Genomic DNA, 19,588 nt, shown 5'->3' on the forward strand with positions numbered 1-19,588 from the left:
TCACCGTGCTGCAGGGCGATGGCATTGCGCCATCCTGGGGCGAACGGTAACAGGCTGCTCCGTTTGGGAGCGTTACCGGGTAACTTTTGTGGGGGTTGTACGGGCCCTATCGCCGGCAAGCCGGCTCCCACACCGCCTCCAGGGTTGCCGAGAAACCTTGTGGGAGCCGGCTTGCCGGCGATGGGGCCAGTGCTAGCACTACGAGAGTTGGATCAGCTCGATCACGCAGCAGCGCCCCAGCACATCCACTTCCAGCAACCGCTGGTTGCCGCTCTGCTGCAAGCAGTCATACAAACCCAGCGAACGCGCCTGGCCATCGATGCTCACCTGCAGCTCGGCCTGGGCACTGAACACCAGCACCGTATCGGCCGCACTGAACAGCCGGCTGCCACCGTTGAACCACTGCAAGCGCGCCCGGTAACGCCCAGGCGCATAGATCAGGTTGAAATCGCGAATCGGCCCACCCAGCAAGGTGCAGCTCACCTGGCTCTCGCCACTGAAGGCATAGGCATCGAACGGCAACAGCGGCCGGGCGTGCTCGCCGTCCACGGTCAGGCGCATGCCATCGCCCTGCAGCACGGTGATGATGCGCTGGTAACCGGCAAAACTGGAAAAGCCACCGGACGCCTCGATATCGGCGATCGACAGGCGCCAGCCGAAGCCGTCCAGGCCATCGCCGGCATCGCGGGTGATCTCCTCGGTAAAGCCCCCGCCGTTCTTCCACGGCATGCGCGGGTAATCTTGGGCACGCACTAACTGCAACTGGCTCATTTGCTGAAACGTCCTTCCAGGCGATGACGGGAACCGGGGTGGATCAGCCGCGCCGCGGTCACCGGCTGGCGGCCCGACCAGGTGCGCCGGCGGATCAGCAGGCAAGGCTCGCCGCGTTCGATCTGCAGCAGCTTGCACTCGTCGGGCTCGGCGAGAATCGCCTCGACCACGTGCTCGCCTTCGGTCAGCGGCGCCACCTGGGACAGGTAGGCGTATGGCGTTTGCCGGGTGAAGTCCTGCTTGAGGTAGTCCGGGGCGATCAGCGCGTTGACGAAGCGGTCTTCGATCTGCACCGGCACGCCGTTCTCGAAGTGCACGATCAGCGAATGGAACACCCGCTGGCCTTCGCGCATGTCCAGCGCCAGGGCGCGCTCGGAGCCGGCCGCTTCCTCGGCCAGGACGATGACCTGGCAGCTATGCTGGTGGCCGCGCGCGGCAATCTCGTCGGCGATGTTGTTGACCTCGAACAGCGCGGAGCGGGTCTTGGGCTCGGCAACGAAGGTACCCACGCCCTGCATGCGCACCAGCAGCCCTTCGGCGGTGAGCTCGCGCAGGGCGCGGTTGATGGTCATGCGGCTGAAGCCCAGCTGGCTGACCAGCTCGCTCTCGGACGGCACCCGGTGGTGCGGCGGCCAGCTGCCGTTTTCGATCTGCTGGACGATCATCTGCTTGACCCGGGCATACAGCGGCGCCGGGCCCTCGCCCATCTGGGCTACCAGCGCGGAGACAGGAGGTGTCGGCACGGCGTTTGATCCTTGTGCGAAGTGATTGAAGGTAGCTTGCCGGAGTTTACCCGGCAGGCAAACGGCTGTATATGTATATACAAGTTGAACAATAACAGGATAGCGCAATGCCCGCCTACTTTGCCGAACGTGCCCTGCTGCCCAGCGGTTGGGCCAATAATGTCCGTTTAGAAGTCACCACCGATGGCCTGCTGGCCGCCATTGCAGCCGATGCCAGCGCCGAGGGCGCCGAGGGGCTGAACGGGCCTTTGCTGCCCGGCATGCCCAACCTGCATTCGCATGCCTTCCAGCGGGCCATGGCGGGCCTGGCGGAAGTGGCGGGCAACCCCAACGACAGCTTCTGGACCTGGCGCGAGCTGATGTATCGGCTGGTCGGCAAGGTCACCCCGGAGCAATTGGAGGTCATCGCCCGCCAGCTCTACATCGAGATGCTCAAGACCGGCTACACCTCGGTGGCCGAGTTCCACTACGTGCACCATGACCAGGCGGGCAAGGCCTACGCCGACCCGGCCGAGCTGTCGCGCCGCATCAGCGCGGCCGCCGCCAGCTGCGGCATCGGCCTGACCCTGCTACCGGTGCTGTACAGCCACGCCGGCTTTGGCGGCCAGGCGCCCAACGACGGGCAGCGGCGCTTCATCAACTCCACCGAGCAATACCTGAACCTGCAAGCGCAGCTGGCCCCACTGCTGGCCGCGCAACCGGCGCAGCAGCTGGGCCTGTGCTTCCATTCGCTGCGCGCGGTAACCCCGGGGCAGATTGCCGAGGTGCTCGGCGCGAGCGACCGACAATGCCCGGTCCACATCCACATCGCCGAGCAGCAGAAGGAAGTCGACGACTGCCTGGCCTGGAGCGGCCAGCGCCCGTTGCAGTGGCTGTACGACCACGTCGATGTGGATGCGCGCTGGTGCCTGGTGCATGCCACCCATGCCGACCCGCAGGAGGTGACGGCGATGGCCCGCAGCGGCGCGGTGGCGGGCCTGTGCCTGACCACCGAGGCCAACCTGGGCGACGGTATTTTCCCGGCCGTGGACTACCTGGCCCAGGGCGGGCGCATGGGCATTGGCTCGGACAGCCATGTGTCACTGAGCGTGGTCGAGGAACTGCGCTGGCTGGAGTATGGCCAACGCCTGCGCGACCAGCGCCGCAACCGGCTCTACCGCGAAGACCAGCCGATGGTCGGGCGCACGTTGTATGACGCGGCCCTGAGCGGCGGCGCCCAGGCGCTGGGGCAGCCGCTGGGCGAATTGGCGGTGGGCAAGCGTGCCGACTGGCTGGTGCTGGATGGGCAGGACCCGTACATCGCCATGGCCGAGGGCGATGCGATTCTCAACCGCTGGCTGTTCGCCGGTGGCGATCGCCAGGTGCGCGATGTGATGGTGAACGGGCAGTGGGTGGTGCGCCAGGGGCGCCACGCGCAGGAAGCGGACAGTGCGCGGGCGTTTGTGGAAGTACTGCGCCAATTGCTGGGTTAACGAACAGGCCTATCGCCGGCTTGCCGGCGATGGGGCCAGTACTGGCAACCTCAGTGCATCTGCACGATCTGCTTGTCCGGCGTGCGCCAGATCAGCCGGCTGGTGTCATACCCCTGCTGCCGCGCCTTGGACAACAGGCTCTCGCGCTCCCAGGCCGGCAAGGTCGGCGTGCGCGAAAGAATCCACAGGTACTTGCGATCCGGGCTGCCGACGATGGCGGTGCGGTAGCGATCGTCCACGTACAGGATCCAGTACTCGCCCTTGGTCAGCCCCGGCACGAGGCGGGTGAACCAGTTGTCGAACTCGACCCACAGCCTGTCGGTATGCCCCGGCTCCTGGATGTTGGCGTGGCCCTCGGCGCGCAGCCACTCGTCACCCATCGTGCGGCAACGGTTGAGCACGCCATACGAGCCATCGGGCTTGAGGTTGTAATGCGCCTCGGACTGGGCGCACTCACTCTGGTACGGCATCGGCAGGCGCGCCAGCTCATACCATTTGCCCTGGTAGCGCTTGAGGTCGACATTGCCCGCGGTCTTGGGAACCAGCGGGTCGTTGGCCGAGGTGGCGCAGCCACCGAGCAGCATCACCAGGCACAACCCCAGCAGCAGGTGCACACGGGTCATTTGAGGCCCTGCCCGGAATACATCAGTACCTTGTCCGCGGCGTACTGCACGCTGATGAAGCTCTTCTCGTCCCCCCAGGTGCAGCTGCTCATGCCCAGGGCGCCGGAGCACTCGGTGGGCGTGCCGAGCAGTTGCTCGACCTCGGCCTTGTTCATACCGGCCTTGAGCTTGGAATAGTTTTCCTGATTGATCTTGCTGCACGCAGTCAGGACGACGCACAAGGACAACAGGGCGAGGGAACGCAACGACATGAAGGAACACTCCTGAAAGGTGGAAACAGGCGAGTGGCCTGCAGTGACCTTCGACGGGAAAATCCTCCCCTGGTTCCCTGCCACCCCCCCTTTCGTTCTACGCCGTTGGTCGGCTGGACCTGCGCAAACGATTAATGTTTCCGCCGCCGCGGACGACACAGCAAGCGGCTGTGGCGAATTGCCGCAGCCTCCCCTCCGACGTGCCTTGTGCAGACCGCAAAAAAATGACCAAGAACCTGAAGTTCAGCCACAAGATCCTGCTGGCCGCCGCCCTCGTGGTGGCCGTTGCCTTCACCTGTTTCGTGCTGTTCAACGACTACCGCCAGCGCCAGTCGCTGCGCAGCGATACGCAAAACACCTTGCAGGAGTTGGGCGGCCTCACCGCGGGCACCATCCGCAACTGGCTCGACAGCCGCATCCAGCTGCTCGACTCGCTGGCCCAGCAAATTGCCATCGATGGCCCCGGCAAGGCCAGCCTCGACCGCAGCCTGGCGCTGCCGGTGTATGGCAGCAATTTCCAGCTCACCTATTTCGGCGGCCAGGACGGCAGCATGCAATCGGTACCGCTGGGCAACCGCGCCGCCGACTACGACCCGCGGGTTCGCGGCTGGTACAAGGCCGCCAGCGCCGGCACCCGCACCATCGTCACCGAGCCGTACATTTCGGCGTCTGCCGGCAAGCTGGTGATCACCCTGGCCACGCCGGTCCAGCAAGCGGGCCGCCTGCTGGGCGTCAGTGGTGCCGACACCGACCTGCAGACCATCAGCAACCTGATCAACACGCTGAACTTCGAGGGCCATGGCCACGCCTTCATCGTCAACGGCGAGGGCAAGATCCTGATCCACCCCAAGGCCGAGCTTGCGCTCAAGAGCCTGGCCGACGTGTACCCGCTCGACACCCCGCGCATCGGCAGCGGCCTGAAGGAAGTCGAGCTCGATGGCCGCAAGCAGTTCATCAACTTCACCCACGTCGACGGCGTGCCCTCGGCGGACTGGTACGTGGCCCTGGTGGTCGACCAGGACGCCGCCTTTGCCATGCTCGGCGAACTGCGCACCTCGGCGATCGTCGCCACGCTGATTGCCGTGGTGGTGATCATCGCCCTGCTCGGCCTGCTGATTCGCGTGCTGATGGAGCCGCTGCACCTGATGGGCCGCGCCATGCACGACATCGCCGAGGGTGAAGGCGACCTGACCCGGCGCCTGAGCATCCACGCCCAGGATGAATTCGGCAGCCTGGGGCAATCGTTCAACCGCTTCGTCGAGCGCATCCACGAGTCGATTCGCGAAGTGGCCTCGGCCACCGGCCAGGTCAACGCGGTGGCCAGCCAGGTGGTGAGCGCCTCGAACGCCTCGATCCACAACGCCGACCAGCAGTCGAGCCGCACCAGCAGCGTGGCCGCGGCCATCAACCAGCTGGGCGCCGCCGCCCAGGAAATCGCCCAGAACGCCGCCTTGGCCTCGCAGCACTCCAGCGAGGCCCGGGGCCTGGCGCAGGATGGCCAGCAGGTGGTGGGGCGCACCATCGAGGTGATGAACCAGCTCTCGGCGCGCATCAGCGACTCCTGCGGCAACATCGAAACGCTGAATGCGCACACGGCGAACATCGGCCAGATTCTCGATGTGATCAGCGGCATCTCGCAGCAGACCAACCTGCTGGCGCTCAATGCCGCGATCGAGGCGGCGCGGGCCGGCGAGGCAGGCCGCGGGTTTGCCGTGGTGGCCGACGAGGTACGTAACCTGGCCCACCGCACCCAGGAATCAGCGCAGCAGGTGCAGCGCCTGATCGAGGAATTGCAGGCCGGTGCGCAGGTGGCGGTCAGCACCATGAACCAGAGCCGCGAGCACAGCGACCATAGCGTGGGCATTGCCAACCAGGCGGGTGAGCGCCTGGGCAGCGTGACCCAGCGCATTGGCGAAATCGATGGTATGAACCAGTCGGTGGCCACGGCGACCGAGGAACAGACGGCCGTGGTCGAGTCGATCAATGTCGACATCACCGAGATCAATACGCTGAATCAGGAAGGGGTGCAGAACTTGCAGAGCACGTTGCGTGCCTGCACCGACCTTGAGCATCAGGTCGATCGGTTGCAGCAGTTGGTGGGGAGTTTCAGGATCTGAGATGGACGGGGCCGCTTTGCGGCCCTTTCGCGACACAAGGCCGCTCCTACAGGGGATCGCATGTTCCTGTAGGAGCGGCCTTGTGTCGCGAAAGGCCTGCGCAGCAGGCCCATCACCTCAGAACCTGGACCCAGGCTCCAGCAAAAAGTCCATCTCTTCACTGGTGCTGGGCCTGCCCAGCATCAGGTTGCGATGGGGGAAGCGCCCGAACCGGGCAATCACCCGCTGATGCTGCTCGGCATAGTCGAGGAAGCCTTCGAACAACCGGCGGCTCGCCTCCGGCTGCTCATCGAGCAGGATCCGGTAGCGCTCGACACTCAGGTTCTGCCAGTCCAGCACCTCGGCATGCTCCAGCACCAGCAGCACGAACACCCGCTGGATCGGCAGCAGCTGGTAATCCCAGCCCTTCTGCAAACCCTGCATCGCCACCACCTGCGCACGCCGGTCGCCTTCGAAGGCGCGCGGCGTGTCGCGGTAGAGCATGCGCGGCAGCTGGTCCAGCAGGATCAGCAGGCCGAGCCAGCCCTGCGGGCTCTGCTGCCACTCGTCGAGCCCACCCGCCAGGGCATGCTCGACCAGATCGCCAAACAGCGCCTGGGCGTCGGCATCGTGATGCTTGCCGAACCACAGCGTGCTCTTCTCGTCAGCCACGGCCTGGGCACTGTTGCCCCAACCGAACCACCATTCCAGCAACGGCTGCCAAGGTGCGAGCATGGGTTACTCCTTGTGGTAGGCGGTCACACGCTCGACCTCTTCCTTCGAGCCGAGGATCACCGACACGCGCTGGTGCAGGCTCTCGGGCTTGATGTCGAGGATGCGATCGTAACCGTTGGTGGACGCGCCGCCGGCCTGCTCGATGATGAACGACATCGGGTTGGCTTCGTACATCAGGCGCAGTTTGCCCGGCTTGCTCGGCTCGCGGGCATCGCGCGGGTACATGAACAGGCCGCCACGGGTGAGGATGCGGTGCACGTCGGCCACCATCGAGGCGATCCAACGCATGTTGTAGTTCTTCTTCAGCGGGCCGGTCTCGCCCGCCAGCAGCTCGCCCACGTAGCGCTGTACCGGGGCTTCCCAGTGACGCTGGTTGGACATGTTGATGGCGAATTCGGCGGTGGTTGCCGGCACCTGGATGTTCTCGTGGGTCAGCACGAAGCTGCCCAGCTCGCGGTCCAGGGTGAAGCCCTTGACGCCGTTGCCCAGGGTCAGGATCAGCATGGTCTGCGGGCCGTAGATGGCGTAACCGGCGGCGACCTGCTCGGTACCTGGCTGCAGGAAGGCGTTTTCGTTCAGGGTTTCGTTCTGGCTCAGGTACTCGTTAGGGCAACGCAGTACCGAGAAGATGGTGCCGACCGAAACGTTGACGTCGATGTTCGACGAGCCGTCCAGCGGGTCGAAGACCAGCAGGTAGGCGCCTTTGGGGTACTTGCCCGGAATCTGGTAGGCGTTGTCCATTTCCTCGGAGGCCATGCCGGCCAGGTGGCCGCCCCACTCGTTGGCTTCGAGCAGGATGTCGTTGGAAATCACGTCGAGCTTCTTCTGCACTTCGCCCTGCACGTTTTCGGTGCCCATGCTGCCCAGTACGCCGCCCAGGGCGCCTTTGGAGACATGGTGGCTGATTTCCTTGCACGCACGCGCCACCACTTCGATCAGGAAGCGCAGATCGGCAGGGGTATTGTTGCTGCGGGTCTGCTCAATCAGATAGCGACTCAGGGTAACGCGGGACATGTATGGCTCCGAAAGGATTGGGGGAGAAAAACCCCCGCAGTTTACAGGGAGAGTTGCGAGCTAGCGAGCGATGAGACTCGCCTGGGCTGTCAGACGGCACAATAGGTCGGTAGTTCAGCGCTCGCCAGGCCGATGGTCAGGTGGGGCTGCTGCGCAGCCCAATCGCTGGCAAGCCAGCTCCCACCTCGACCGCGCATGCACACCCCCTGTGGGAGCCGGCTTGCCGGCGATCGGGCCGCTATGCGGCCCCATGCCTCAGTCCAGCGCCTTCCAGATCTCGGTGGCATATTCGCGGATGGTCCGGTCCGACGAGAACCAGCCCATCCGCGCGGTGTTCAGCACCGCCATGCGCCACCATTCCTGCGGCGTGTGCCACAACTCCTCGACCCTGCGCTGGGCATCCCAGTAGGCATCGAAATCGGCGCACACCAGGAACCGGTCATAAGCCACCAGGCCATCGATCAAGCCGGCGTAACGCCCCGGGTCATCCGGCGAGAACACCCCGCTGCGGATCGCCTGCAGCACGTCGCTCAGGCGATGGGAGCCGGCAATCGCGGCACCGGCACCAAAGTCGTTGGCCCGCCGGCGCGCCTCGACCTGCTGCGCGGTGAGGCCGAAGATGAACATGTTGTCCGCCCCCACCTGCTCGCACATCTCGACGTTGGCGCCATCCAGGGTGCCGATGGTCAGCGCACCGTTGAGGCCGAACTTCATGTTGCTGGTGCCGGAGGCCTCGTAACCGGCGGTGGAAATCTGCTCGGACAGGTCGGCCGCCGGGATGATGCTTTCGGCCAGGCTGACGTTGTAGTTGGGCAGGAACACCACCTTGAGCAGGCCGCGCACGGTCGGGTCGTTGTTGACTACCCGGGCGATGTCGTTGGCCAGCTTGATGATCAGCTTGGCCTGGTGGTAGCTCGCCGCGGCCTTGCCGGCGAAGATCTTCACCCGCGGCACCCAGTGGGTGCTGGGGTCGTTGCGTATGGCCTGGTACAGGGCCACGGTGTGCAGCAGGTTGAGCAACTGGCGCTTGTATTCGTGGATGCGCTTGACCTGCACATCGAACAGCGCCTCGGGGTTGACCGTGATGCCGAGGCGGTCCTGGATGATGCTGGCCAGCGCCCGCTTGCTGTGCAGGCGCTGCGCGGCGAATGCCTTGCGAAAGCTGCTCTTGTCGGCGAACGGCACCAGTTCGGCCAGGCGCCCTTGCGGGTCGTCCAGCAGCTCGGGGCCCAGGGCTTCCACCAGCATCGCCGTGAGCTGCGGGTTGGACTGGTACAGCCAGCGGCGGAAGGTGATGCCGTTGGTCTTGTTGTTGATCCGTTGCGGGTAGAGCTTGTGCAGCTCGGCGAACACCGTGCTCTTCATCAGCTGGCTGTGCAGCGCCGACACACCGTTGACGCTGTGCGAGCCAAGGAACGCCAGGGCGCCCATGCGCACCCGGCGCCCGCCCTCTTCCTCGATCAGCGACACCGCGCGCAGCACGTCGAAGTCGTGCAGGCCCTTGGCCCGCAGGCCGTCGATGTGGAAGGCGTTGATCAGGTAGATGATCTGCATGTGCCGCGGCAGCATGCGCTCCATCAGCGCCACCGGCCAGGTTTCCAGGGCCTCGGGCAGCAGGGTGTGGTTGGTGTAGGCGAGCGTGCCGACGGTCAGCTCCCAGGCCTTGTCCCACGGCACCTCGTGCTGGTCGACCAGCAAGCGCATCAACTCCGCCACGGCGATCGAGGGGTGGGTGTCGTTGAGCTGGATGGCCGCGGCGTCCGGCAGGTTGAGCAGGTCCTTGTGCATGTTCAGGTGGCGGCGCAGCAGGTCTTGCAGCGACGCCGAGACGAAGAAGTATTCCTGGCGCAGGCGCAGCTCTTGCCCCGCCTCGGTGCTGTCTGCCGGGTACAGCACCCGCGAGATGCTTTCGGCCCGCGCCACTTCGGCGACGGCGCCCAGGTGGTCGCCAGCATTGAAGCGCTCCAGGTGCAGCTCTTCCAGCGCCCGCGCACGCCACAGGCGCAAGGTGTTGACGCTGGCGCCGCGCCAGCCGACCACCGGCGTGTCGTAGGCCACCGCCCGCACCGTTTCACCCGGCCACCACACCTGGCGCTGCCTGCCGTGGCTGTCGTTGACCGTTTCCACGCTGCCACCGAAGCTGATCGGGTAGATCACCTCGGCCCGCTCGAACTCCCAGGGGTTGCCGAAGTCCAGCCAGTTTTCGGTCTGCTCCTGCTGCCAGCCATCGACCACGGCCTGGCGGAACAGGCCGTGTTCATAGCGGATGCCATAGCCGTGGGCAGCGATGCCGAGGGTCGACATGCTTTCCATGAAACACGCGGCCAAACGGCCGAGGCCGCCATTGCCCAGCGCCGCGTCCGGCTCGAGCAGGCGAATGCGTTCCAGGTCCACGTCCAGGCCTTGCAGCGCGTCGCGGGCAATGTCCAGCAGGCCCAGGTTGCTCAGGCTGTCGTACAGCAGCCGGCCAATGAGAAATTCCAGGGAGAGGTAGTACACCCGTTTCTGGCTGCGCCGGTAGGCCTGCCGGGTGTGGTCCATCCAGTGATCGACCATGTGGTCGCGGGCCGCGAGGGCGATGGCTTCGAACCAGTCGTGGTCGAAGGCGTGTTCCGGGTCCTTGCCGACCGCGTAGGTCAGCTTGTCCAGTACAGCGGCGCGAAAATCGGCCACCTCGGCGTCACGTGCTTTGGGTTCCTGGGACATGCGGCATCCTCGGGCAAGTTGACGAAAGCGGAGGGAGAGTGTTGAGACTAGACCCTTCGACAGGGAGTGACAGCCACGGTTCGCAGTTTTCATGCCCGGCAGATGAATCCGGCAAAAGGTTGTTCACAAATTGAACAACTCCGGTATGATCGCGCGCCCCAAGACCGTGATCCCGCTCTTATATAACGATGAAAACGACCCTGATTGCCGCAGCCGAAGTCGACCGCCTGGAAACCTGGCAGCGCTATGCCAGCCACATGTGCGGGGGCTGCCATTCGACCTGCTGCACCCTGCCGGTGGAAGTGAAGATCAAAGACCTGATCCGCATTGGCGTGGTGGACGAGTTCGAAAAGGACGAGCCACCGAAGAACATCGCCAAACGCCTGCAGAAAGACGGCATCATCGAGCGCTTCAACCAGAAGTCGGGGATCTTCACCCTGACCCGCATGAGCAACGACGATTGCCTCTATCTGGATCGTAAGAGCCGGCTGTGCACCATTTATGACAAGCGCCCGGACACCTGCCGCAACCACCCCAAGATCGGGCCGCGGCCGGGGTACTGTGCTTATAAGCCCAAGGCCAACGTGCGCTGATCCCTGCTTGCTCTGATCACTTTCAGGTAGCCGGTGCGCGGGTATAAATGACACCTGTGAGAACAGGCAAAATTCACCCCCATCGGCAAGCTGACGCTAAGATCGGCGAGCCTGAAAGATTTCCCGCCGATTGCGTACAACCGTGATCAATGCGACGACTGCGACAACGATTGCCCCCAGAATACCCAGCACCAGCGAGGCTCTTATCGACTCGTTGTTCCAGGCGATGACTTGCTGGTTGAATCGATCATCATAAAGAACTCGTCCGTCCAATGTGGCCAGCTCGCGCACCATGCTACCTTCTTCCAGGCGCTCGACTGTCAGCAATACCTTTGAATTGATTTTCAGCCCTGACTGCTCGAAGAGCTCAGGGTAGGTGTAGATGCGCTTCCCTTGACGAACGCCTTCGAACATGTACGAAACGCTGAATTTTAGCAGGCCCCTGTTATGCTCCCAACCGCTTGGGTATCCGGAAATTCGCCCTTCTATGACAGTCATGTTGGACATATCGGGTGCTGTGTACGTTCTTAAGTCATCGATATAGAGCGCAGTGAAAGCCAGCATACTGACTGCGACGACCAAAAGTAATTGAACACGCTGCTTAGGAGGAGCCTCCGAAAGCACTTTAATAAACTCAGTAAGTGAAGCCAAACACCCCTCCTCGGATCAATTCCCCTTGAACCACTTCAGCTAAATCGCATCAATGATACCTGTCAGTACCTCCGAGCCCTCCTCCCGGCGGGATGATTTCTAACGGCCCGATATCAATGCTCCACCCTGGAGACTCCGGCAATGGAAATACCAGAGGTCCTTCAATTACACCAGGCACACCAATATACCCACCACCGCTGCCACCAACAATTTCGTAGAGATGAAGGCTATCGCCATCAATTGCAACATTTTGCGTATCAGGATCCCAACGGGTAACAGCAACTTTCCCTGCATACACTGTATGAATCTGGGCAAGTGTTGCAAGCGTCAAGTCTGGCGCAACCCAATAATCAGGGTAAGTCGCATTCGGATTTTCAAAAAAATGCCTTTGCAAAATCGGATCTACTAAGGTCTGGTACAGATTTTTCGCCGTATCTGAGTTTACAATTCCTACAATATTTGCAGCCACGCCTATAGCGGTAAATACACCAGCCACCCGACCTGCCCCAGCCAACAATGTCACCCCACCCACAACTCCCGCAACATTCCCTACCAAACTTAATATATCCCCCTCATCAAAAGTCTGATCCGTTCGGTACTGAGCCGTAATTTTGAGCAATACGGTAGTAGCCGCAAGTGTATTTGTGTTTATATTCAGAAATGGAGTGAAACCAGCAGCCAACTTCACAATTGATGTAATACCCGCCACTGCCGCCCCCGTCTGAACACTCTGGTTCACCAAAGCAAATCCTGACTTATCACTATTGTATTGATCCGTCAACGCTGTAGCTGCCGCCCCCACGCCTACCGGTGTATCGACATACCCCATGATGACTTCAACAGTTTTGGTCATGACCCATTACTCCCTGATCAGAGTTTTGAAAGCCACACTCATTCGTAGGCGATTGCAACTAGCGGCGGGTGCCCTCGCACCATGAGGCACCTGCCCATTAAAAATGACAACTCGCTTAGGATTGGGTTGAACCGCCATGACAATACTTTCCTTGTCATAGCTATAAAAAACCAATTCCCCGCCCCAGCACGTAGCCCAGTGTTCGCTACAGAAAACCATTACCGTTCTACCAGGCGCCTGATCGGTATTATCACGATGAATGGGGCCATCCTGGCCGCTTGTCTGACCATTGGCATACACACCCAACAATATCGCGGATGGCATATGCGCTGTTTTCATACGCGCCCATATATCTGCAAGAAACCCCCAATCTGAACGCTGGCGTAATTCCTGTTCACAGTCTTCCAACTCATCACGACGAGTGCCGGCAATAAAACTATGCCAGCATGGCCGGTCAAGCGGCGAGTAGGGATAGGGCCACCCATATCGCCATAGCGAACCCGCTAAAAGCTTTAAAATCTTTGAATGTTCATCGTCTGTAATGCCGTCATCAATAATACAAATATCACGACACGCAAGAACCCCAGTCATACGTTGACTCTCCCAACCAAGAAGTATCGGAAAGCCAAAAATAAGCCTGAACGCAACGCCTAAAAACAGGGAAATACATCTTCAAGGGCAACAATAGCCCTGGGCATTCACTGAGTACTCTACGAATCCATGAGGGTGATGGAGTGTTTGGGCACATCGCTGATCGACGCCACAACGGATCCACGCCCATTTGGCCGCCGTGCTCGGCGACTCGGACGTCTAATCAGGGTGCTGTGCTTTTCGCCGTCACCATGCACCAACAAAAGACAGCGACTTCCTACGAAGCTTTCAACAAGGCAAACAAAAACGCCCCCGGCCTTTCGACCGGGGGCGTTTTCATTCAGCCAAAGCTAACTCAGCTGTTCTTGGCTTTCTTGGCAGCGCGGGTACGCTCGCTTTCGTCCAGGATCTTCTTGCGAAGACGGATGGACTTCGGCGTGACTTCGCACAGCTCGTCTTCCTGGATGTATTCCAGAGCCTGCTCCAGGGTGAAGCGAACAGGCGGAACCAGGGCGATGACTTCGTCTTTACCCGAAGCACGCATGTTGTCGAGCTTCTTGCCCTTGGTAGGGTTGACGCCCAGGTCGTTGTCGCGGCTGTTCTGGCCGATGATCTGACCGTTGTAGATCTCTTGGCCGTGCTCGACGAACAGCTTGCCACGCGCCTGCAGGGTTTCCAGCGAGTAGGTCAGCGCCTTGCCGGTTTCGACCGAAACCAGTACGCCGTTCTGACGGCCGGACATGTGGCCGGACTTCACAGCGTCGTAGCGATCGAAGATCGAGGTCAGGATGCCTGCACCGTTGGTCAGGGTCAGGAACTGGTTACGGAAACCGATCAGACCACGAGCCGGGATGTTGTACTCCAGGCGTACACGGCCCTTGCCATCCGGAACCATGTTGGTCAGGTCGCCCTTACGCAGGCCCATCTCTTCCATGACCTTGCCCTGGGATTCTTCAGGGATGTCGATGGTGACGTTTTCGAACGGTTCCTGCTTCACGCCGTCCACTTCACGGATGATCACTTCCGGACGGCCCAGGGCCAGCTCGAAGCCTTCGCGACGCATGGTTTCGATCAGTACCGAGAGGTGCAGCTCGCCACGGCCCGAGACCTTGAACTTGTCTGGGGAGTCGGTTTCTTCAACGCGCAAGGCAACGTTGTACAGCAGCTCTTTGTCCAGACGGTCCTTGATGTTACGGCTGGTGACGAACTTGCCTTCCTTGCCGCAGAACGGCGAGTCGTTGACCTGGAAGGTCATCGAAACGGTAGGCTCGTCAACGGTCAGCGGCTTCATCGCCTCGACGGCAGTCGGGTCGCACAGGGTGTCGGAGATGAACAGCTCGTCGAAACCGCTGATGCAGACGATGTCGCCAGCCTGGGCTTCTTCGACGTCGACGCGGTGCAGGCCGTGGTGGCCCATCAGCTTGAGGATACGGCCGTTACGCTTCTTGCCGTCGGCGTCGATGGCGACAACCGGGGTGTTCGGCTTGATGCGACCACGGGCAATACGGCCAACGCCGATCACACCCAGGAAGCTGTTGTAGTCCAGTGCGGAGATCTGCATCTGGAATGGACCGTCACGGTCAACGGCTGGCGCTGGAACGTGGTCGATGACAGCCTGGTACAGGGCGGTCATGTCTTCGCCCATCTCGGTGTGGTCCAGGCCGGCGATGCCGTTCAGGGCCGAGGCGTAGACGACTTTGAAGTCCAGCTGTTCGTCGGTGGCACCGAGGTTGTCGAACAGGTCGAAGATCTGGTCCAGAACCCAGTCAGGACGCGCGCCCGGACGGTCGACCTTGTTGATCACGACGATCGGCTTCAGGCCGGCTTCGAAGGCCTTCTTGGTCACGAAGCGGGTTTGCGGCATCGGGCCGTCCTGGGCGTCGACCAGCAGCAGCACGGAGTCGACCATCGACATTACACGCTCAACCTCGCCACCGAAGTCGGCGTGGCCGGGGGTGTCGACGATGTTGATGTGGTAGCCGTTCCAGTTGATGGCGGTGTTCTTCGCCAGAATGGTAATGCCGCGCTCTTTTTCCTGGTCGTTGGAGTCCATGACGCGCTCGTCGTTGAGCTCGTTACGCTCCAGAGTGCCGGACTGACGCAGGAGTTTGTCGACCAGGGTGGTTTTACCATGGTCAACGTGGGCGATGATGGCGATGTTACGCAGATTTTCGATCACAACTGTATCTCGATCAGAGGATTCGGTTGCCGCCAGTCTAGGCGGCCAATATGAAGTTAAAAGGCTCAGCAGGCCCGGCGGTCGGGAGGGCGATGGCGGATGCTGCCGCCATACAGCCCTGGCATCTTATGCCGGACGATAAACACGCACATTGGCATGTCCCTCACTGAGCAGGTGGTGTGCGTGCAGGCGGCTCATCACACCTTTGTCGCAATAAAGCAGGTACTGGCGGGTTTCATCCAGCTGCTTGAACTTGCTGTTGATCGCATAGAACGGCATGACCTGCACTTCGACGCCGTCGATCAGCAGCGGTTGGTCTTCCTGGGCGTCGGGGTGGCGGATGTCGATGACGATCTGGCCCGGCAGCGCTTCGCGCACTTCCTCGACTTCCACGTCCTTGCCCAGCTCGTCGATCACATGGTCGATCGAGATGAACTTGGCACGCTCCAGGGCACGCTCGAGCACCGCCATGTCGAACTGCTTCTCTTCATGCTCCATGCGGTGGCGCTTGGCATGGGTAGTCGGGTTCACCGAGATCACGCCGCAGTATTCGGGCATGTGCTTGGCGAAGTCGGCGGTGCCGATTTCGGTGGCCTGGTCGATGATGTCCTGCTTGTGGCTGGCCAGCAACGGGCGCAGCACCAGCTTGTCGGTGGCCGAATCGATGATCGACAGGTTCGGCAGCGTCTGGCTCGAGACCTGGGAGATCGCCTCGCCTGTGACCAGCGCTTCGATATCCAGACGATCGGCCATGTGCGCGGCGCCGCGCAGCATCATGCGCTTGAGGGTCACGCCCATGTAGCTGTTGTCGACCTTGTTGAGGATCTCGCCGACCACTTCCTCGAACGGCACGCTGATGAACAGCACGCGCTGGCTGCTGCCGTACTTCTTCCACAGGTAGTGGGCGACTTCCATCACCCCCAGCTCGTGGGCACGGCCGCCGAGGTTGAAGAAACAGAAGTGGGTCATCAGGCCGCGGCGCATCATCTGGTAGGCCGCCACGGTGGAGTCGAAACCACCGGACATCAGCACCAGGGTCTGCTCCAGGGCGCCCAGCGGGTAGCCGCCGATGCCCTGGTGCTGGTTGTGGATCACGTACAGGCGCTGGTTGCGGATTTCGATGCGTACCAGCACTTCAGGGGTCTTCAGGTCGATGCCGGCGGCGCCGCATTGCTGGCGCAGCTGGCTGCCGACGTAGCGGTCGACGTCCATCGAGGTGAAGTCGTGGTGGCCGCCGCGCTTGCAGCGCACGGCAAAGCGCTTGCCTTCGAGCAGGTGGCCGAAGTGCTGCTTGCACTTGGCGACGATGTCGTCGAAGTCGCCCAGCGGGTATTCCTCGACCTGCAGGAAGTGGGTGATACCCGGGGTGCAGGTCAGGCGCTCGATCATTTCGCGCTGGAGCTTCTCGTCCTCGACGCGGGTGACCACTTCGAGATTGTCCCAGACACCATCGACCGCGAGCTCCGGATCGAGATCCTTGAGCACGTTGCGGATGTTCTTGCCGAGCTGGCGGATGAAGCGCTTGCGCACCGGCCGGCTCTTGATGGTGATCTCTGGAAAGACTTTGACGATAAGTTTCATTGGTTTAACAGCGCGCGCAGGGCCTGCCGAAAATGAGGGGCGCGAATTATATCGGAAATTGCTCAGGATTTGACCAACTTTTGTACAGAAGGTTGGATTTATGTTTGCCTGCCCCGGCCTCATCGCCGGCAAGCCGGCTCCCACAGGGGAGACCGCAGGTCTTGAGGCTTGCAGTTGACCTGGTGGGAGCCGGCTTGCCGGCGATGAGGCCCTTAAAGGAAGCACAACCCTCAACAAACGCACCTTTTTAGTGCGCCACCATTGAAATCCGCCCCTTAAGAGTGCGCTTCAACCCCTCAACCCCTCACCAAATGCCCGCAAACGCCCCCTTTTATCCCGCCCTCGCCATTTTCGGGCACTGGCATGCAATTTGCTCCCTTGTGAGGCAGGTACGCTTGGCCGACTATCCGCGCCCGGCAACACCCTTTTTTCCAGGGCAGCGGCCCACCGCGCTCTAGACCATCCGGAGGACAACATGTCGAAGTCGGTTCAACTCATCAAAGATCATGACGTCAAGTGGATTGATCTGCGTTTCACGGACACCAAAGGCATTCAGCATCACGTGACCATGCCAGCGCGTGATGGCCTGGACGAAGACTTCTTCGAAGTCGGCAAGATGTTCGACGGCTCCTCCATCGCCGGCTGGAAAGGCATCGAAGCCTCCGACATGATCCTGATGCCGGTCGACGACACCGCCGTGCTGGACCCGTTCACCGAAGAGCCGACCCTGATCATCACCTGCGACATCGTCGACCCGTCGAGCATGCAGGGCTACGATCGCGACCCGCGCGGCATCGCCAAGCGCGCCGAGGAATACCTCAAGAGCACCGGCATCGGTGACACCGTGTTCGCCGGCCCAGAGCCTGAGTTCTTCATCTTCGACGAAGTGAAGTTCCAGTCCGACATCTCCGGCTCGATGTTCAAGATCTTCTCCGAGCAAGGCTCGTGGATGACCGGCGCTGACGTGGAAGGCGGCAACAAAGGCCACCGTCCAGGCGTGAAAGGCGGCTACTTCCCGGTTCCGCCGTTCGACCACGACCACGAAATCCGTACTGCCATGTGCAACGCACTGGAAGAAATGGGCCAGGTCGTCGAAGTTCACCACCACGAAGTGGCAACTGCCGGCCAGAACGAAATCGGCGTCAAGTTCAACACCCTGGTGAAGAAGGCTGACGAAGTACAGGCCCTGAAATACGTCGTGCACAACGTTGCCGACGCCTACGGCCGCACTGCTACCTTCATGCCGAAACCGCTGTACGGCGACAACGGCTCCGGCATGCACGTGCACATGTCGATCTGGAAAGACGGCAAGAACACCTTCTCGGGTGAAGGCTATGCCGGCCTGTCCGACACCGCCCTGTACTTCATCGGCGGCATCATCAAGCACGGCAAGGCCCTGAACGGCTTCACCAACCCGTCGACCAACTCCTACAAGCGTCTGGTCCCAGGTTTCGAAGCGCCGGTAATGCTGGCCTACTCGGCTCGCAACCGTTCCGCCTCGATCCGCATTCCTTACGTCGGCAGCCCGAAAGCCCGCCGTATCGAAGCGCGCTTCCCGGACCCATCGGCCAACCCGTACCTGGCCTTCGCAGCCCTGCTGATGGCTGGCCTGGACGGCATCCAGAACAAGATCCACCCAGGCGATGCGGCCGACAAGAACCTGTATGACCTGCCGCCTGAAGAGGCCAAGGACATCCCGCAGGTTTGCGGCAGCCTGAAAGAAGCCCTGGAAGAGCTGGACAAAGGCCGTGCGTTCCTGACCAAGGGCGGCGTGTTCTCCGATGACTTCATCGATGCCTTCATCGAGCTGAAGTCGGAAGAAGAAATCAAGGTCCGCACCTTCGTGCACCCGCTGGAATACGAGCTGTACTACAGCTGCTGATGTAATCGGCGCCTGGCGCTGATCAACGTCACTGGAAACGGCCTCCTTCGGGAGGCCGTTTCTGTTTCTGCCTTCTGCAACTTCGGAAGCTTCCTACCCCAAGAAATACGCCCACTTCTCCACACTCGACGCTTTACCCAACCGGAGAATTGCCATGCGCCCCCTGCCCCTCATCACCCTTGCCTTGAGTCTTGCCGGCTGCACCACTGCCTCGGCAGGCAGCCTCGCCCTCACCCCCTTGCTCGACGCCATCGAACAGCGCTTGAGCCTGGCCAACGCCGTTGCCCTGCACAAGTGGGACCAGGGCCAACCGGTGCAGGCCACCGAGCGCGAACAGCAGGTGCTGGCGCAGGTAAACGCGACCGCCCCCGCTTATGGCCTGGCCCCGCAACGTGCCGAAGCGTTTTTCGCCGACCAGATGGAGGCCAACAAGCTGGTGCAATACAGCCTGCTGTCCCGCTGGCACCTGCAGGGCGCGGCGCCCGACACGCCACGCCAGGACCTGCAGCAGCAGATCCGCCCGCAACTCGACGCGCTGCAAGCAACGCTGCTCGGCCAACTGGCCGCGTTCGAGCAGCAAAAGCCAGCCGCGTGCGCTGCGGACCTCGCCGAAGCGCTGGCCAGCCGCCCGGCAGACAGCCTGACCCGCACGGCCCTGGTCCGCGCCACCGGCCAACTGTGCGATAAACCCTGATAGCTCTATGCTCTATATTGGTGCGCCCATTGGCGGGCGCGCCTTTTACTCACCCCAAAATGGGTCACAAAAAACGTTAAACCAGGGCATTCTGGTCCGAATTCGCGCAATTCCAGGCCTTTTTCGGCTTATTCCGCTTCTTTTCGGAGCCTT

17 protein-coding genes and 1 pseudogene are annotated in these 19,588 nt (G+C 61.8%); 6 read left to right on the plus strand and 12 right to left on the minus strand.

What is annotated here, in order from left to right; all coding sequences use genetic code 11:
- Positions 1 to 198 precede the first annotated feature (198 nt).
- Both L6D75_RS21990 and hutC read right to left on the minus strand, forming a co-directional pair.
- Entirely contained in the window at positions 199 to 771 is a 573-nt protein-coding gene (locus tag L6D75_RS21990; protein WP_176512971.1) for a HutD/Ves family protein, read from the minus strand.
- The gene (gene hutC, locus L6D75_RS21995; protein ID WP_176513002.1) at positions 768 to 1,478 is read right to left on the minus strand and encodes a histidine utilization repressor; all 711 of its coding nucleotides are present in this window, start codon (positions 1,476 to 1,478) and stop codon (positions 768 to 770) included. Before hutC ends, L6D75_RS21990 begins: the two co-directional genes overlap by 4 nt.
- Positions 1,479 to 1,621: 143 nt before the next feature.
- Here hutC and L6D75_RS22000 point away from each other — a divergent pair, with 143 nt between their 5' ends.
- Positions 1,622 to 2,986, plus strand: a complete 1,365-nt coding sequence (locus L6D75_RS22000; protein WP_176512973.1) for a formimidoylglutamate deiminase — start codon at positions 1,622 to 1,624, stop codon at positions 2,984 to 2,986.
- Between the two features lie 50 nt (positions 2,987 to 3,036).
- Here the strand turns inward: L6D75_RS22000 and L6D75_RS22005 are convergent, their stop codons facing one another.
- Both L6D75_RS22005 and bamE read right to left on the minus strand, forming a co-directional pair.
- A complete protein-coding gene (locus L6D75_RS22005) occupies positions 3,037 to 3,609 on the minus strand; it encodes a lipocalin family protein (RefSeq protein WP_176512975.1) in 573 nt (190 codons plus the stop codon).
- Positions 3,606 to 3,860 (minus strand): outer membrane protein assembly factor BamE domain-containing protein, encoded by a 255-nt coding sequence (bamE, locus tag L6D75_RS22010; protein WP_079230016.1) that lies wholly within the window; start codon positions 3,858 to 3,860, stop codon positions 3,606 to 3,608. Before bamE ends, L6D75_RS22005 begins: the two co-directional genes overlap by 4 nt.
- A gap of 224 nt (positions 3,861 to 4,084) precedes the next feature.
- On the opposite strand from bamE, the pseudogene L6D75_RS27650 reads away from it, so the two are divergent.
- A pseudogene (locus L6D75_RS27650) lies at positions 4,085 to 5,122 on the plus strand (cache domain-containing protein); the annotation flags it as partial.
- A gap of 129 nt (positions 5,123 to 5,251) precedes the next feature.
- Positions 5,252 to 5,977 carry a methyl-accepting chemotaxis protein gene (locus tag L6D75_RS27655; protein ID WP_414708173.1) on the plus strand — a complete coding sequence of 242 codons (726 nt, stop codon included), beginning with the start codon at positions 5,252 to 5,254 and terminating at the stop codon, positions 5,975 to 5,977.
- Positions 5,978 to 6,094: 117 nt separating this feature from the next.
- On the opposite strand, the gene L6D75_RS22020 is transcribed toward L6D75_RS27655, so the two are convergent.
- The 3 genes from L6D75_RS22020 to L6D75_RS22030 form a co-directional block, all read right to left on the minus strand.
- Positions 6,095 to 6,691: a DUF924 family protein gene (locus tag L6D75_RS22020; protein ID WP_176512977.1), complete on the minus strand. Its 597-nt coding sequence runs from the start codon at positions 6,689 to 6,691 to the stop codon at positions 6,095 to 6,097.
- Positions 6,692 to 6,694: 3 nt separating this feature from the next.
- On the minus strand, positions 6,695 to 7,705 hold the full coding sequence (locus tag L6D75_RS22025) for a class 1 fructose-bisphosphatase (protein ID WP_008100945.1): 1,011 nt from the start codon (positions 7,703 to 7,705) through the stop codon (positions 6,695 to 6,697).
- A gap of 255 nt (positions 7,706 to 7,960) precedes the next feature.
- A complete protein-coding gene (locus L6D75_RS22030; RefSeq protein WP_176512978.1) occupies positions 7,961 to 10,411 on the minus strand; it encodes a glycogen/starch/alpha-glucan phosphorylase in 2,451 nt (816 codons plus the stop codon).
- Between the two features lie 188 nt (positions 10,412 to 10,599).
- Here L6D75_RS22030 and L6D75_RS22035 point away from each other — a divergent pair, with 188 nt between their 5' ends.
- Complete coding sequence (locus tag L6D75_RS22035) at positions 10,600 to 11,004, plus strand: YkgJ family cysteine cluster protein (protein ID WP_016395391.1); 405 nt, start codon at positions 10,600 to 10,602, stop codon at positions 11,002 to 11,004.
- 96 nt (positions 11,005 to 11,100) lie between these two features.
- Here L6D75_RS22035 and L6D75_RS22040 read toward each other — a convergent pair whose 3' ends face one another.
- From L6D75_RS22040 to thiI, 5 genes are all read right to left on the minus strand, one after another.
- Complete coding sequence (locus L6D75_RS22040) at positions 11,101 to 11,655, minus strand: hypothetical protein (protein WP_176512979.1); 555 nt, start codon at positions 11,653 to 11,655, stop codon at positions 11,101 to 11,103.
- 49 nt (positions 11,656 to 11,704) lie between these two features.
- Complete coding sequence (locus tag L6D75_RS22045) at positions 11,705 to 12,508, minus strand: hypothetical protein (protein ID WP_176512980.1); 804 nt, start codon at positions 12,506 to 12,508, stop codon at positions 11,705 to 11,707.
- 6 nt (positions 12,509 to 12,514) lie between these two features.
- Positions 12,515 to 13,099 carry a 2OG-Fe(II) oxygenase gene (locus L6D75_RS22050; RefSeq protein WP_176512981.1) on the minus strand — a complete coding sequence of 195 codons (585 nt, stop codon included), beginning with the start codon at positions 13,097 to 13,099 and terminating at the stop codon, positions 12,515 to 12,517.
- Positions 13,100 to 13,454: 355 nt separating this feature from the next.
- Positions 13,455 to 15,278 carry a translational GTPase TypA gene (gene typA / locus L6D75_RS22055; protein ID WP_016489590.1) on the minus strand — a complete coding sequence of 608 codons (1,824 nt, stop codon included), beginning with the start codon at positions 15,276 to 15,278 and terminating at the stop codon, positions 13,455 to 13,457.
- 126 nt (positions 15,279 to 15,404) lie between these two features.
- Complete coding sequence (gene thiI, locus L6D75_RS22060; protein WP_176512982.1) at positions 15,405 to 16,859, minus strand: tRNA uracil 4-sulfurtransferase ThiI; 1,455 nt, start codon at positions 16,857 to 16,859, stop codon at positions 15,405 to 15,407.
- A 475-nt stretch (positions 16,860 to 17,334) separates the two neighbouring features.
- On the opposite strand from thiI, the gene glnA reads away from it, so the two are divergent.
- Together glnA and L6D75_RS22070 are read left to right on the plus strand one after the other, a co-directional pair.
- The gene (gene glnA, locus L6D75_RS22065) at positions 17,335 to 18,741 is read left to right on the plus strand and encodes a type I glutamate--ammonia ligase (protein WP_176512983.1); all 1,407 of its coding nucleotides are present in this window, start codon (positions 17,335 to 17,337) and stop codon (positions 18,739 to 18,741) included.
- A gap of 154 nt (positions 18,742 to 18,895) precedes the next feature.
- Positions 18,896 to 19,435, plus strand: a complete 540-nt coding sequence (locus tag L6D75_RS22070; RefSeq protein ID WP_176512984.1) for a chorismate mutase — start codon at positions 18,896 to 18,898, stop codon at positions 19,433 to 19,435.
- Positions 19,436 to 19,588 lie beyond the last annotated feature (153 nt).

It is taken from the genome of Pseudomonas faucium, assembly GCF_021602585.1.
GTDB lineage: Bacteria > Pseudomonadota > Gammaproteobacteria > Pseudomonadales > Pseudomonadaceae > Aquipseudomonas > Aquipseudomonas faucium.

Bases quoted from the DNA above. Each gene is read 5' to 3' on its own strand.
- bamE (WP_079230016.1), bottom strand. From the start codon at position 3,860: ATGTCGTTGCGTTCCCTCGCCCTGTTGTCCTTGTGCGTCGTCCTGACT.
- L6D75_RS22005 (WP_176512975.1), bottom strand. From the start codon at position 3,609: ATGACCCGTGTGCACCTGCTGCTGGGGTTGTGCCTGGTGATGCTGCTC.
- L6D75_RS22030 (WP_176512978.1), bottom strand. From the start codon at position 10,411: ATGTCCCAGGAACCCAAAGCACGTGACGCCGAGGTGGCCGATTTTCGC.
- hutC (WP_176513002.1), bottom strand. From the start codon at position 1,478: ATGGGCGAGGGCCCGGCGCCGCTGTATGCCCGGGTCAAGCAGATGATC.
- L6D75_RS22070 (WP_176512984.1), top strand. From the start codon at position 18,896: ATGCGCCCCCTGCCCCTCATCACCCTTGCCTTGAGTCTTGCCGGCTGC.
- glnA (WP_176512983.1), top strand. From the start codon at position 17,335: ATGTCGAAGTCGGTTCAACTCATCAAAGATCATGACGTCAAGTGGATT.
- L6D75_RS21990 (WP_176512971.1), bottom strand. From the start codon at position 771: ATGAGCCAGTTGCAGTTAGTGCGTGCCCAAGATTACCCGCGCATGCCG.
- thiI (WP_176512982.1), bottom strand. From the start codon at position 16,859: ATGAAACTTATCGTCAAAGTCTTTCCAGAGATCACCATCAAGAGCCGG.
- L6D75_RS22045 (WP_176512980.1), bottom strand. From the start codon at position 12,508: ATGACCAAAACTGTTGAAGTCATCATGGGGTATGTCGATACACCGGTA.
- L6D75_RS22025 (WP_008100945.1), bottom strand. From the start codon at position 7,705: ATGTCCCGCGTTACCCTGAGTCGCTATCTGATTGAGCAGACCCGCAGC.
- L6D75_RS22035 (WP_016395391.1), top strand. From the start codon at position 10,600: ATGAAAACGACCCTGATTGCCGCAGCCGAAGTCGACCGCCTGGAAACC.
- L6D75_RS22000 (WP_176512973.1), top strand. From the start codon at position 1,622: ATGCCCGCCTACTTTGCCGAACGTGCCCTGCTGCCCAGCGGTTGGGCC.
- L6D75_RS22020 (WP_176512977.1), bottom strand. From the start codon at position 6,691: ATGCTCGCACCTTGGCAGCCGTTGCTGGAATGGTGGTTCGGTTGGGGC.
- L6D75_RS22050 (WP_176512981.1), bottom strand. From the start codon at position 13,099: ATGACTGGGGTTCTTGCGTGTCGTGATATTTGTATTATTGATGACGGC.